Here is a 13,041-nt window from a genome sequence, read left to right on the forward strand (position 1 = left end):
CCCCCCCCCCCCCCCCCCCCCCCCCCCCCCCCCCCCCCCCCCCCCCCCCCCCCCCCCCCCCCCCCCCCCCCCCCCGGGTCTCCTGCTTAGGGATGCGGTAGGATCTGGTAGGTCGTGGCATAGGGCTCGACCCGCAGTGAGGCGTTGGCCAAAAGCCCGATTCTGGCGGTCGGCGCTTGCTGCAATTCACCGTTCGGACCGCGATGCACGTTGTATTGCCAGACGGTGAGATCGCCCTTCTGCGCCAAGGCGTGTGCAACGGCGCTGGCATCATTGCCGCCGAGGGCCTGAAGCTCCTCCGTCGACAATCCGACGACGATTTCGTCCTTGATGGTGACGATCTTGAACAGGTTCATCCTGGTCTCCTGCGCCCACGCGCTTGGTATCGAGAAGGTGAGAAGCGCGACTGTGGCGCCCTTGATGAGATCGCAGGAAAGCATGCCGTCGTCCTTTGGTGCTGGGGCGCCAGAATCGATCAATGCATCGGCCACGGCGCCCGTGATCTGCGTGACTGTTCCGCCACCGCTTTGTCGTTTGTTCCTCGAAAACGGTTCAGACGTTTATTTCGTTGACGATACAACCGCCGATGCCGGACTCAACAATTACGTGTATACGCTGAAGAAGCACTAATTCGCGTCCACCAACATCCATTCACATCCGAAACAACACGAATTGCAGCGTCGATTGACGGCGATCGAGGCTGGATGCTGATCGATGACGCTTCTTGACGCAGGTGGGTGACGGCGGGCCATATTCCTGTTATCCGGAATTGCCGTGGTGCGATGCAGACGGAGCATCGCTGCGCCAACTGTTAGGCTTGCCGGAGGGGTTGTTTCTTGACATAGTTGCAACCTGCTTAGGTGTGCTTGCTTGCACATGTGGCTCGGCGTGCGAACACACCCGGCTCCTCCGGCCGAAAGCGAGCTGTCGCCATTGCATCCGGTTGTGGCATCCGGTTGTGGCATCCGGGTGTGGCGTTTGGTTCTTAGTTGGGATCTCGATGTTGGATCACGAAGTCCGATGCTTGTCATAGGTGCGAGATGAAGAACCTCAATTTCGCAGCTGAGCTGCACCTCAAGCTCGGCGCGCCTGCAAGCGGCACCGTCGAAAGCCTGCGCCTGCTCCGCGCGTTTCTGAAGCTCGCGCCGCGGCAGCGCTTCGAGGTCATCAAGCTCGTCGAAGACCTCGCCACCGAAGAAGCCCTCCCCGAACACCCCCTGTCCTGAGCCTGCCTGCGCGCCGGCCTTACGCCTTGCCCTTCGTTTTCCTGCCAGAGCCGGCCGCCGGGCGACGTCTTCCTCCGGCTGGACGCTGGCAGGCGATCCGGCAAGTGTGGTATTCAGTTCTGAAAACGGGAGGAGTGCGACCATGATCGAACCGAAGCTCGAAGTTCCGGCCGAACTGCGCGACCTGGCCGAGAAGACGATTGACCAGGCGGAAAAGGCATTCGGTATGTTTTTCGAAGCCGCCACCAAATCGATGACGACCGTTCCGGGCGCGGGGGCGGACGTGTCGAAGCAAGCGCTCGCTTTCACCGAGCAGAACATGAAGTCGGCGTTCGAGCATGCTCGCAAGCTCGTCCATGCCACCGACCTTCAGGAGGCGATGCGAATCCAATCGGATTTCCTGCGCAGCCAGTTCACCAGTGCCGGAGACCACATGCGCCAGATGACCGGCAGTCTCATGCAGCCGGGGAAGGGCAAGTCCTGATTCTCGGTGTGTTCACGGCGCGTCCACAGATTGGACTTACGCGGCGTGAATATTTGCACATCGATACTGGTGCCGGTCCATGATGGGCTGTCGAATGGACCTCATTCGCCGCCCATCATCCTTTCCGCTAATCCTTGTCGGTTCTCAGGCAGGGATTTGCATCTGTCGCAGGTGTTTTGACCAATCGGTCGCTCTGCTAACGCAGCGATGCGATGTAGGCCGCGATATCGCCGGCTTCGATCCGGCTCAAGGGGAAATTCGGCATTTTCGGGTGCGGGTCTAGCAGGAAAAAGGCGAGCCTTTCCGAACTGAAGTCAGGCCTGCGCGCAACGGACACGAAAGAGGGGACGTCGGCACTCGCCTGTGTTTGGCCGTTCGCCACGACATGGCAGCTGGCGCACCAGCGCCTCGCAAGGTCGGCGCCGTGATCTGCATCGGCGGCGAGAGCGGACGACGTGCCCACGCTCGAGGCCACGGCAACCAGCAGGCAAATTCGTCTCAAATGCCGGTGCATAGAGCAACCCTGTGTGTTGTTGGCTCGCGACGCCGTCCTCATCCGCAGCACGAACCCGGATACTGCGAGAGGTCGATGCGGGCAATGATCGACCGCAGCAGCTTGCGAGCCGAACGATAGAGGTGCCGGGCGAATCTCGGCGTCCTTGCCGCAGGCAGGGCAAAGCTTGTTGTATCGAGTCTTTTCGTATCAAGGCTTTCGATGGAGTGCGACACGTGCCTCTCCGAGATGGCGAGGCCCTTTCTATCGTGGTCGGCTCGCGGCAGCCTTGATCTGCCGCAAAGGGGCCAGACTAATAGTCGCCGGGGTTCATGATCATCGGGCTTCGTGTATCGGCCGGCGCGAGCGCGCTGCTGGCGCTGTCGCGCAGGAAGCGGTCCAGTGTTGCCTGGATCTTCTCCTTGACCGCATCGGGACCGCGATCGCTCATCTCGGTATGCTGTGCGCCAGTGTGGATAATATCAATGCCGCGCGCCTTGGCCTCTTCCGGCGTCGGCAGCACGCCGGGATCGGTTACAAAATGCGGATCCTTCGAGCGGAACGACAGGATCTTCATGTGGTCGCTAAGCACGAAAGGCACCCGCAGATTGTCCAGCGTGATCACTTTCGACACCAGCTCCGGGTGCTGATGAGCGACATACATCGAAACGTCGCCGCCGTTGGAATGGCCGACGAGCGTGATGTGGTCGTAGTCGGCGTTGTCCTGCCGCCGCTTCAACTCGCCCAAGGTGAAGAGGATGTTGGCCTCGCAGCGGATATAGACCTCGCGCCGGCCGACATATTGCTGGCCGGCCTTGGTCATCAGGGGCGGATCGCTCGGCAGATCCTGCTGGATGCTGGCGACGAGATAACCGCGTGCGGCGAGCACGTTGGCGAGGAAGGAATATTCGGTGGCCTTGACGGTATTGCCGTTGCTGATGATGGCGAGCGGGAGCTTCCAGAGGCCGAGATTGGCCTTGGTCTCGTAATCGCGCCGTACAGCGATTTCGACCGCGATCGGCCGCTGGCGCGCGGCGTCGAACAGGGTCAAAACCTCATGGCGGATCGCGAACCGGCTGACCACGAAATATTGGCCGACGCCGAGGACGCAGAGAAACGCCAGAACTGCAAACACCCTTTTCATGGTTCCGTCTCAAATCACTTTTGACTGAACATGGCTATTGGGAACTCCCGGATCGAGCGATCGTGAGCAGGCTACGGGATTAAATTTAGGCAAGCCTGTGCGCCGCGCCCCAAAAAGGGCCGCATGTCGGAGGCACAGCGCGAAGGGCAAGGGGTTTACAGACAACCGCCCTTGCCGCGTTCGGAGCAGAGCCGCAACGCGCTAGACAAAGTAAAAAGGAAGCGCGGGCTGCGGTGCTCGTTGTCGGGCGCCCGGTAGCTCAGGGGGACAGCCACGCCGAGATCAGCCTGGAAATCGGCCGGCAGGAAGAACCGCACGCCAGCTCCGGCCGAGGTCAGCGACAGGCCGTCGCTCAGGCGGTAACCGTCGTTCCAGACTGCGCCGGCGTCACCGAAGGCATAGAGCTGATAGCCAGTCCAGTAGCGGAAATTGAGCTTCTGGTCGAAGTGCAGTTCGAGCGAGCCGGCAAGACCGTTGTCCCCACTGATCTCTGCTGCGCCGTAGCCGCGCCCGAAGGCAGCGCCGCCGAGATAGAATTGCTGCGAGGTGAACAGCGGCCGTGACGCCGTCTGGCTCGCAGCGGACAGCTTGAGCGACCAGACGTCGTTGAGCGTCTGGTAGCGCGTGAACCAGAGGTTCAGCACCGAGAAGTTCGATGACGCGCCATCGCGCGACAAAAGATCGTCGTCGAAATGCGAGGCACCGAAGATGTCGAGGCCCTGGCGGTAGGTCAGCGTCACGAAATTGGTGCCGCCGAAATGATCCTCAAGCCGGTAGTCGGCGGTCAGGCTCGCGGTCCTGATGTGGTCGTTGTACCAGGGGCCGTAAAGGTCATGCTCGGACACGTTGCTGAAGGTCGTCGCCGCAGTCAGGGTCAGCGAGGACAATCGCGACTGCAATGGGACGATGCTGGCACGCAGCTCGAACGCTTCGGTTGTGGTGATGTCGCTGTCGAGGCGGCGGGCATCGCCCGGCCTGACCGCGCTGTATAGGACGGACCCGCCGAGGCGCACGCCGTCGATGCCGACGGGTGCATCGTAGGACAGCCGTGCGAAGCCAAGCTGGCGGGGGTCGTTGGCGATGGTCGACAGGTTGACTGCCAGCGTGTCGCCGGGCATGAGATAGGAGTTGAACGCGCCGGTTGCGTAAGTCTGCCACGGACCGACTGATGATGAGCCGAGATTGTCCAGACCGAACGACGAGAAGACGTGCCAGGTCTTCAAATAGACGATGAGGCGAAAGCGGCCGGTTGCACCGCCGATCTCCTCCAGTGCGGTATCGGTGATCCGGACGCCAGGTCTGCCGTTGATGAGAAAGAGCTGGCGCTCCAGCGTTGCCAGGCGCGACGGTTGCTCGGCCAGAACCGGCCCAAGCATCGGTCTCACGCCGAACTGCTCGGCGCCGTCGCCTTTCAGCTCGGCCTGCACGATGGCGCCTTCGATCACCTGGATCCGGAGCAGGCCATCGGCGATATCCTGCGGCGGCACGATCGCACGGCTCAAGTGAAGACCATCGGCACGGTAGAGATCGCTGATCGCGCCGGCGATCACGGCGAGATCCGCCTGCGAAACCTTCTTGCCGACATAGGGCTGATAGACCGCGGCGATGCGATCGGGGGAAACGGCCCGGGCTCCGCTGACGTGGATGCCGCGCAGCACGAACTGAGGCTTGGTATCGCCGCCGGTGCTGGGCTGGTCGACTGTTGGTAGCCTGACCGGAGGACGGCTCAGCGATTCCCGCTCGGTTTGGTTTTCAAAATATTTCTCAGGTTGGCGCGGATCGAAGCCAGGCTGGCTCGCCTGCTGCGCGAAAGCCTGAGGAACTCCCGCGAAGAACGGCGCCAACAGCGCCATTGTGGTAATGAGATGCCGCTTCCCGGCGCGCGCGACGCGCCCGTCCCCGTAGTTCGACGGAGATGTGCCCCTGATGCGGTGAGGGTTCGTTAGCCACATGATTTTTCATAATTTTTTATGGTCAATGAACGGTTAACGTGAGCGCTCCACTGGCCGCTTCCCGCTAATCCTATGTTGAGTGATTTCGGATACCCCTCAGGCTGGCTGTAACGCGGACTGAGGATCGTCATGCTGAGCAAAATTGGAATGCGGTGCGCCTTCGCGGCTGCGCTGATCCTGGGAACGGCTTCCGCCGCATCCGCCGCGGACGATGGCATCTGGTCGGTCGGCAAGGCCACCGGCGAGGTCTGGGTCGCCACCAGCGGCGCGCAGCAGGTTTCGTTGAATCAGCAGGAGGCACTCAAGCCCGGCGACACCATTCGCACCGGGCGTAATGGCCGTGTGCTGCTCGTCCGCGGTGAGGAAACGATCCTGATCTCTCCCAACTCGGTGATCGGCTTGCCGGCTGAGAGCAAGGAGGGCCTTTCCACGACCATCATCCAGCAGGCAGGTTCGATCCTGCTCGAGGTCGAGAAGCGCAACGTCAAGCATTTCGAGGTGGAGACGCCCTATCTCGCCGCCGTGGTCAAGGGAACGCAATTCAGCGTCACCGTGAATGCGGAGAGCACCAAGGTCGGCGTGCTTCGCGGCCAGGTCGAGGTCTCCGACTTCAAGACGGGACAGATCGCCCAGGTCCTGCCGGGGCAGGCCGCCACCGTCTTTGAGCACGGCAAGCCCGGCCTCTCTCTGAGCGGCTCCGGAACGTTCAATCCGATCGAGCACGGCAAGCCGCGCGCCTCGACGATCGAGCGCGTCCCCGTGCCGAAATCGGGCCTGTCGGCCCCGCGCAATGCGGCGAACGGCCATGCGATCCATGCGCTCGGTGCGATCGACAAGGGCACCAAGGCGGCCGGCGCACTCAAGCCATCGCAACAGGCGGCAGGCGGTCGCGCGCCCAAGGGCGGTGCTGCCAAGGCCGGCGTCGTGCGCATCTCGAGCCCGCTCGGCGAGGTCAAGCTGAACGTCCACAAGGTCACGCACGGGCTTGCCCACAGCGGCGGTGCTCCCGGACAGGTGCGCAACGCGCACGCCAGTACCGAAACGGTCTGGAGCGACTCGAAAGCGAGCACGACGGCATCCAACAGCACCGTCCAGACTGCGGTCACCACGAGCAGCGGCGTGACGGCTGGCAGCACCAGCTCCTCGGCTGCGAGCACGACAATAGCCGCGACCACGGCCGGTGCGTCCAGCGACGGCTCCGGCGCCGGCAGCGGAAACTCCGATGGCAAGTCCAACCCCGGCAAGGGCAACTCCGGTAACGGCAATTCCGGCAACGGTGATGGCAACAACGGTGCCACCGGTAACGGCAGGGGCAACAACGGTAACGGCAACGGCAATGGCGGCGGCAACGGCAGCAATGGTCACGGCAATGCCTTTGGCCACAACAAGCACTGAGGCGATTTCTTAGGGGATGAGGGGGCGCAACCGCAGAAGCGGGTGCGCGGGAGGACCGGAGTGAAGCGCTATCGTCCACATATTCTAGTTGTGACCGCGCTGGCGATCGTGCTGTCCACGGGGTGGCATGGCGCGCTTCGCAACGCGCTGACTGACCTGCGGTTCGCCTGGCAATCGCGTGCCGCGAGCGGCAATGTCGTCGTGGTGGCCATCGATGCGCCCTCGATCGACCAGATCGGGGTATGGCCTTGGCCGCGCCGGCTGCACGCGGAACTGTTGCACAGGTTAGAGGCCGCTGGGGCGCAGGACGTTGCTTTCGACGTCGATTTCAGCTCCCCATCCGATCCGGCCTCCGACGAGGCGTTCGTCACCGCACTGCGTGAGGCCGGCGGCTCGACGATCCTGCCGTCCTTCAAGCAACCGGCGCCGAATGGCGGCGCAGCTCACATCAATCGCCCCCTGAAGCCGTTCAGCAACCAGTCGTGGCCGGCGCTGGTCAATGTCGCGATCGAATCCGACGGGCTCGTTCGTCGCTATCCGTTCGGCGAGAAGCTCGGCGATGCCTTGATGCCGTCGATGGCCGTCGTGCTGGCCGGGCAGGACGCCAATCGGCGGCCGCCATTCCTGATCGATTTCAGCATTCGGGCGGGCTCGGTTCCGAGTGTCTCCTATGTCGACGTGCTCCGCGGCAACACGGCCACTCTCGACAAGCTAAGAGACAAGAAGGTCATCATTGGCGCGACGGCGCTCGAACTCGGCGACCGCTTCAGTGTTCCAAATGGCCGCATCATCTCCGGACCCATCCTCCAGGCGCTGGCAGCTGAATCGATCCTCCAGAACCGGATGCTGCGCTGGACCTCCGATATCGGCATGATCCTGAGTCTCGCTGTGGTCTGCCTGTTGATGGTGTATTCGTGGCGCCGCTTCGGACCGGGAATTCGCGTTGCAATCCTGATCTCGGCCGGGGCGGTCTTCGAGCTGGTTGCGGTCCTCGTGCAGGCAAGATGGCCCTTCATCATCGACACATCGCTGTTCCACATCGCGATTGTCGCTTATCTGACGGCGATCGCACTCGACGAAATCGATTTCCGCGGTCTCCTGGGGCGCATCGCCGAAAGCCGCTTTCATCGTATCGCGATGTCGCTCGGCGATGGCCTCGTCTGCACCGACGAAGGTCAGCTGATCGCCGTGTGGAATCCCGGCGCCAGTGCGATCTTCGGCTATATGCCCGCCGAGATCATCGGCCGCCCGTTCGAAACGCTGTGCGCCGTATCAGTGGACGGTGACGCGAGGCCGTCCATGCGCGACGCCGCGCGCCAGGCACTCCTGGTCCCCGGTGGGGCGGTCGTCGTCGAGTTCGAAGGGCGGCGCAAGAACGGTGAAACTTTCCCGGTCGAGGCGAGCTTCTCGGGCTGGCAGGGAACGGACGGCTTCCAATACGGAGCCATCCTGCGCGACATTTCGGTCCGCAAGCGCGAGGCCGAACGCGTCAGATATCTCGCCGAGTACGACGCGCTGACCGGTCTGGTCAACCGCAACACGCTGCATGCCGGACTGGTCGGCATGATCGGGGATGCGGGGCAGCGCCCCTGCAAGGTCGCGCTGCTCGTGATCGGGCTCGACGGCTTCCAGAGCATCAATGACATGCTGGGTCATTCCGCCGGAGATCTCGTGCTGCAGGCGGTCGCTGGTCGCCTGAAAGCTGAAACGGGCGACGACGCTGTCGTTGCCCGGCTCAGCGGAGACGAATTCGCCATTGCGCGCAAAGGCGCAGATGGCGACGAGCCGATCGCAGAGTTCGCCGAGCGCATCGCGCGCGCGTTCGAAGCGCCGCTTGCGACCGGCACGCGGCAGCATCGCGTCAGGATCAGCATCGGCGTCGCCGTCCATCCAGAAGGCGGACACAACACCGACGATCTCCTGAGCAACGGCCATCTTGCGTTGACCAAGGCAAAACTGACGCGGCGCGGCGGTTATGTGGTCTTCGAGAGCGCGATCCGGCAGGAGCTGGAGAACCGGCTGACGCTGGAGAGTGAATTGGCGCTTGCCGCCGATCGCGGCGAGTTCGAGCTGTTTTACCAGCCTCAGGTTCGCCTGATCGACGCCAGCCTGGTCGGGGCCGAAGCGCTGATCCGCTGGCGGCATCCCGTGCGCGGCTACGTTTCGCCAGGAGAGTTCATGCCGGTGGTCAATAGCTCAGCCCTGTCCGAGCGGATCGGAAACTGGGTGATGGAAACTGCCTGCCGGCAGGCACGCGCCTGGGAATTGTCCGGCGACAGTGTGCGCGTCGCGATCAATTTGTCGCCCTCGCAGATCCACTCCGGCGACCTCGCGCATTCGGTTGCGGGGATGCTCGAAGCGACGGGGCTCACGCCGTCGCTGCTCGAACTCGAGGTCACCGAGGACATCCTGCTTCACGACGAAGCCCGGGTGCTCGATATGTTCAAACGCATCCAGCAGCTCGGCGTCCGCGTCCTGTTCGACGATTTCGGCACTGGCTATGCGAGCCTGAGCTATTTGAAGAAGTTCCCGCTCGATGGGCTCAAGATCGACCGGTCGTTCGTGCTCGGTCTGCTCGCGAACTCCGACGATGCCGCGATCGTCGGGTCGACCATCGGTCTCAGCAAGCAGCTCGGTCTCACGGTCGTGGCCGAAGGCATCGAGAATCGCGCGACGGCCGATTTCCTGCTGAGCATGGGATGCGAGGAAGGCCAGGGCTATTTCTTTGGCCGTCCGATGCCGGCGGAGGCATTCGAGCGACAATTCCTCGCGTCCGAGTGCGCGGCCGTCAGCGCCGCCTGAACACCTGTTACGATTTAGCGCCGACGCGCGACCGCGACGCCGAACAGGAAAGCAACGAACAGGCTGGCAAGCGGCGCTTCGCGCGTGATCGCAGCGACGGTCGCGAGGGGCCGGCCCGGCTTTCGCGCATCGTCGATTGCGGAGGTCATGCGGTCGACAGCTGCATGCAGGCCACCTGCGACTTCACCGATGGTGCGGGATACGTCCGTCGCGGCATCGATGGCGCGCTCGGCCATGCCGGGATGTGAAGTGGACTGCGGGATCTCCGTGCTCAAGTGCGCAACCTCCAGGCTGATCATGTGCGGCGGAGGCCGGTACCTTTGGCTATCCGCGCGAGCGCTCGTTCTGAACAGCGGGTCGCATGACCTTTGGCTATCCGCGACAGGCGCCGTGGTTTTTACGGCGGGTACCGGCCTTGGATGAGCAATTCGGCGCGCGGGCTTTTGTTCCGGGACGATGCGCCCCTGCGTGGACCTTCCCCGTGAAACGACGGGTGCGAATCTCTGTTAGGCTGGCTCAATCTTGCTGATCTCAGGAGACAGCTGTGACTGACCGGACCACGACGGATCGAGCCCGGCGCATCGCCCTGCTCGGCGCTCCCATCGACATGGGGGCTTCGCAGCGCGGTACTCTGATGGGCCCTGCGGCGCTCCGCACCGCCGGCCTTGCGACACTGCTAGAGAGCCTGGATTTCGAGGTCGTCGATTACGGCGATCTCTCCGTGGGCGAGCTCCGGGACCTCGCAGACAGGCCCCCCGACAAAGCCAATCACTACCGCGAAATCCAGCGCTGGACGCGCGTGCTGAGCCGCAGAGGCTACGAGATCGCGAAAACCGGCGCGCTGCCGATTTTCCTCGGTGGCGATCACACATTGTCGATGGGATCGGTGAATGCCATGGCACGTCACTGGCAGGAGCGCGGACGCGAGCTGTTCGTGCTCTGGCTCGATGCGCATGCCGATTACAACACGCCTGAGACGACGATCACCGCCAACATGCACGGCATGTCGGCGGCATTCCTTTGCGGCGAACCCGGCCTCGACGGCTTGCTCGGCGATGATCCGCGCGCCTCGATCGATCCCGACAGGCTCGACCTGTTCGGCGCGCGCTCAATCGACAAGCTCGAAAAGGAGTTGATGCGCACGCGCCGGATCAGGGTTGTCGATATGCGCCAGATCGACGAATTCGGCGTCGCCGTGCTGATCCGTCGCGTCATCGAGCGCGTCAGGGCCAGCAACGGCGTGCTGCATGTCAGCTTCGACGTCGATTTTCTCGACCCCTGCGTCGCACCCGGCGTGGGCACGACGGTGCCGGGCGGAGCGACCTATCGTGAGGCGCATCTGATCATGGAGCTCCTGCACGATTCCGGCGTAGTCGGTTCAGTCGACATCGTCGAGCTCAATCCGTTCCTCGACGAGCGTGGCCGCACCGCGCGCACCGCGGTCGAACTGATCGGCAGCCTGTTCGGCCAGCAGATCGCCGACCGGCCAACCCCCAGCAATGCGATCGCGCCGGGCGAGTGATGGATGAGCCGTTTGTGCATTGCGAAGAAGAGAATTGCCGTCGCGCCCGCCAGATTTAGATCAGTCGAGGTCGAAATCGCCTGTTTTTGAAACAGGTGCGAATTGCAAATGCTCGTCGCAGAATGTTTCATGCGGGTCGCGCTTCAGCCGAGGATCCGCAAATGAGCAGCACGAGCGACGCCGACGACAAACCTGCGGGCACGACTCGCCGTCGCTTTCTGCGCGCCGGCGCGGCGGCTGCGGGTGGCACTGTCCTGGGCGCCGGCGCATCGGTTGCCGCCGCGACCGACAATCTTCCACCCAACATTCCCGAATGGATGAAGGCGCCGGGCGAGCCGACGGGAGGCCAGCTCTATGGCGCGCCATCGCCGTTCGAGAAGGGCGTCGTCAAGAACATCTCGAAGACTCTCAAGCAGTACATCTCTGCCTCCAGCCGGACGCCGTTGCAGGAGCTCGATGGCATCATCACGCCGAACGGACTGTTTTACGAGCGTCATCATGGCGGCGTTCCGACCATCGATCCGGCCCAGCACCGGTTGATGCTGCACGGGCTGGTCGAGCGTCCGCTGATCTTCACAATGGACGATCTCAGGCGTTTCCCGTCGGAATCGCGCGTCCACTTTCTCGAATGCTCCGGCAATCCCGGCTACAGCAAGCCTTACGGCAAGACCGCGTCGGACCTTGTAGGTCTGGTGAGTTGTGCAGAATGGACCGGCGTCAGCCTCAAGCTGGTGCTCCAGGAGGCCGGATTGAAGCCGGATGCCAAATGGATCGTCGCCGAAGGTGCCGACGCGGCTGCGCTGACCCGCAGCATCCCGATCGAGAAATGCCTCGAGGACGCCATGCTGGTCTACAGCCAGAACGGGGAGCGGCTGCGCCCGCAGCAGGGCTATCCGCTGCGGCTGTTCCTGCCGGGCTTCGAGGGCAATATGAGCGTGAAGTGGCTGCGGCGCCTGCATGTGACGGCTGAGCCGGTTTATTCGCGCGAGGAGACCTCGAAATACACCGACCTGCTGCCAGACGGCACCGCGCGTGAATTTTCGTTCTACATGGAGGCGAAGTCGATCATCACGAGGCCCTCCGGCGGCCAACGCCTGGGCGCGCCCGGCTTCCACGAGATCACCGGCATCGCGTGGAGCGGGCATGGCAAGATCGCGCGCGTCGAACTGTCCGTCGACGAGGGAAAGAGTTGGCAAAGCGCGCAATTGCAGGAGCCGGTGCTGACGCGTGCGTTGACACGCTTTCGCCTGCCCTGGCAGTGGGACGGCAAGCCTGCCGTGATCCAGAGCCGTGCCATCGACGAAACCGGCTATGTGCAGCCGACTCTGGCCGAGTTGCTCGCGGTGCGCGGCGAGAACTATTTCTACCACAACAACGCGATCTGGCCCTGGCGCATCGCGGCCGACGGCGAGGTGACCAATGCGCTGGCGTGAGACTTGCGGCATTGCTGTTGTCATCGTGCTGTGTGCGTTCGCGAGCGGGGCCCAGGCACAGACTCTGTACGGCCTCGGACGTCCCGCGACGGCTGCGGAGATTGCTGGCTGGAATATCGACGTCGGACGCGACGGCAGCAATCTGCCGAAGGGAAGTGGCTCGGTCAGTCGTGGTCGCGAGGTGTTCGCCCAGCAATGTGCATCATGCCATGGCGACAAGGGCGAGGGCGGGCTGGGTGACCGGCTCGTCGGTGGGCAGGGCACGATCGCAACACCAAAGCCGATCCGCACGGTCGGCAGCTATTGGCCGTATGCGCCGACGCTGTTCGACTACATCCGCCGTGCGATGCCGCAGAACGCACCGCAATCGCTGAGCGATGAGGAGGTTTATGCGGTGTCCGCGTACATCCTGAACCTGAATGGACTGGTGGGAGCGGACGCGACGCTCGATGCCAAATCGCTCGCGGCGGTCAAGATGCCGAATCGCGACCGGTTCGTCGGCGATGCGCGGCCGGATGTGAAACACTGAGCGCCTTGTGGCGTCAGGTTCCCGCATTGGCTTGGAACTTGGCTCGGCAAGGGCGGAACTC

14 protein-coding genes are annotated in these 13,041 nt (G+C 63.3%); 8 read left to right on the forward strand and 6 right to left on the reverse strand.

Annotation, left to right across the window (positions count from 1 at the left end):
• Positions 1-86: 86 nt before the first annotated feature.
• Positions 87-440, reverse strand: a complete 354-nt coding sequence (locus AC0L3K_RS09330; protein WP_473365791.1) for a hypothetical protein — start codon at positions 438-440, stop codon at positions 87-89.
• Between AC0L3K_RS09330 and AC0L3K_RS09335 the strand changes: the two genes are divergently transcribed.
• The 3 genes from AC0L3K_RS09335 (at position 343) to AC0L3K_RS09345 (ending at position 1,710) form a co-directional block, all read left to right on the forward strand.
• Positions 343-630, forward strand: a complete 288-nt coding sequence (locus tag AC0L3K_RS09335; RefSeq protein WP_473365792.1) for a hypothetical protein — start codon at positions 343-345, stop codon at positions 628-630. The genes AC0L3K_RS09330 and AC0L3K_RS09335 overlap by 98 nt on opposite strands.
• Positions 631-1,040: 410 nt before the next feature.
• A complete protein-coding gene (locus AC0L3K_RS09340; RefSeq protein WP_007601490.1) occupies positions 1,041-1,226 on the forward strand; it encodes a hypothetical protein in 186 nt (61 codons plus the stop codon).
• A gap of 142 nt (positions 1,227-1,368) precedes the next feature.
• Complete coding sequence (locus AC0L3K_RS09345) at positions 1,369-1,710, forward strand: phasin (RefSeq protein ID WP_007601491.1); 342 nt, start codon at positions 1,369-1,371, stop codon at positions 1,708-1,710.
• Positions 1,711-1,906: 196 nt separating this feature from the next.
• On the opposite strand, the gene AC0L3K_RS09350 is transcribed toward AC0L3K_RS09345, so the two are convergent.
• The 4 genes from AC0L3K_RS09350 to AC0L3K_RS09365 all read right to left on the reverse strand — a co-directional run bounded on the left by AC0L3K_RS09350 (position 1,907) and on the right by AC0L3K_RS09365 (position 5,299).
• A complete protein-coding gene (locus AC0L3K_RS09350; RefSeq protein ID WP_007601492.1) occupies positions 1,907-2,224 on the reverse strand; it encodes a c-type cytochrome in 318 nt (105 codons plus the stop codon).
• A gap of 38 nt (positions 2,225-2,262) precedes the next feature.
• Positions 2,263-2,439: a hypothetical protein gene (locus AC0L3K_RS09355; protein ID WP_157158661.1), complete on the reverse strand. Its 177-nt coding sequence runs from the start codon at positions 2,437-2,439 to the stop codon at positions 2,263-2,265.
• A 77-nt stretch (positions 2,440-2,516) separates the two neighbouring features.
• A complete protein-coding gene (locus AC0L3K_RS09360) occupies positions 2,517-3,347 on the reverse strand; it encodes an alpha/beta fold hydrolase (protein ID WP_007601494.1) in 831 nt (276 codons plus the stop codon).
• Positions 3,348-3,502: 155 nt separating this feature from the next.
• Positions 3,503-5,299 (reverse strand): ShlB/FhaC/HecB family hemolysin secretion/activation protein, encoded by a 1,797-nt coding sequence (locus AC0L3K_RS09365; RefSeq protein ID WP_473365793.1) that lies wholly within the window; start codon positions 5,297-5,299, stop codon positions 3,503-3,505.
• Between the two features lie 129 nt (positions 5,300-5,428).
• Here AC0L3K_RS09365 and AC0L3K_RS09370 point away from each other — a divergent pair, with 129 nt between their 5' ends.
• Positions 5,429-6,694, forward strand: a complete 1,266-nt coding sequence (locus AC0L3K_RS09370) for a FecR domain-containing protein (RefSeq protein ID WP_473365794.1) — start codon at positions 5,429-5,431, stop codon at positions 6,692-6,694.
• A 60-nt stretch (positions 6,695-6,754) separates the two neighbouring features.
• A complete protein-coding gene (locus AC0L3K_RS09375) occupies positions 6,755-9,496 on the forward strand; it encodes an EAL domain-containing protein (RefSeq protein WP_473365795.1) in 2,742 nt (913 codons plus the stop codon).
• A 14-nt stretch (positions 9,497-9,510) separates the two neighbouring features.
• Here AC0L3K_RS09375 and AC0L3K_RS09380 read toward each other — a convergent pair whose 3' ends face one another.
• Complete coding sequence (locus AC0L3K_RS09380; protein WP_007601501.1) at positions 9,511-9,795, reverse strand: hypothetical protein; 285 nt, start codon at positions 9,793-9,795, stop codon at positions 9,511-9,513.
• Positions 9,796-10,040: 245 nt separating this feature from the next.
• Between AC0L3K_RS09380 and rocF the strand changes: the two genes are divergently transcribed.
• The 3 genes from rocF (at position 10,041) to AC0L3K_RS09395 (ending at position 12,980) form a co-directional block, all read left to right on the forward strand.
• Positions 10,041-11,018, forward strand: a complete 978-nt coding sequence (gene rocF / locus AC0L3K_RS09385; protein ID WP_473365796.1) for an arginase — start codon at positions 10,041-10,043, stop codon at positions 11,016-11,018.
• 161 nt (positions 11,019-11,179) lie between these two features.
• Positions 11,180-12,451, forward strand: coding sequence for a sulfite dehydrogenase (soxC, locus tag AC0L3K_RS09390; protein ID WP_354128508.1), 1,272 nt, complete (start codon positions 11,180-11,182; stop codon positions 12,449-12,451).
• The gene (locus tag AC0L3K_RS09395; protein ID WP_007601504.1) at positions 12,438-12,980 is read left to right on the forward strand and encodes a c-type cytochrome; all 543 of its coding nucleotides are present in this window, start codon (positions 12,438-12,440) and stop codon (positions 12,978-12,980) included. The genes soxC and AC0L3K_RS09395 overlap by 14 nt, the downstream gene beginning before the upstream one ends.
• Positions 12,981-13,041: the final 61 nt, after the last annotated feature.

It is taken from the genome of Bradyrhizobium sp. MI1.10 (assembly GCF_055811035.1).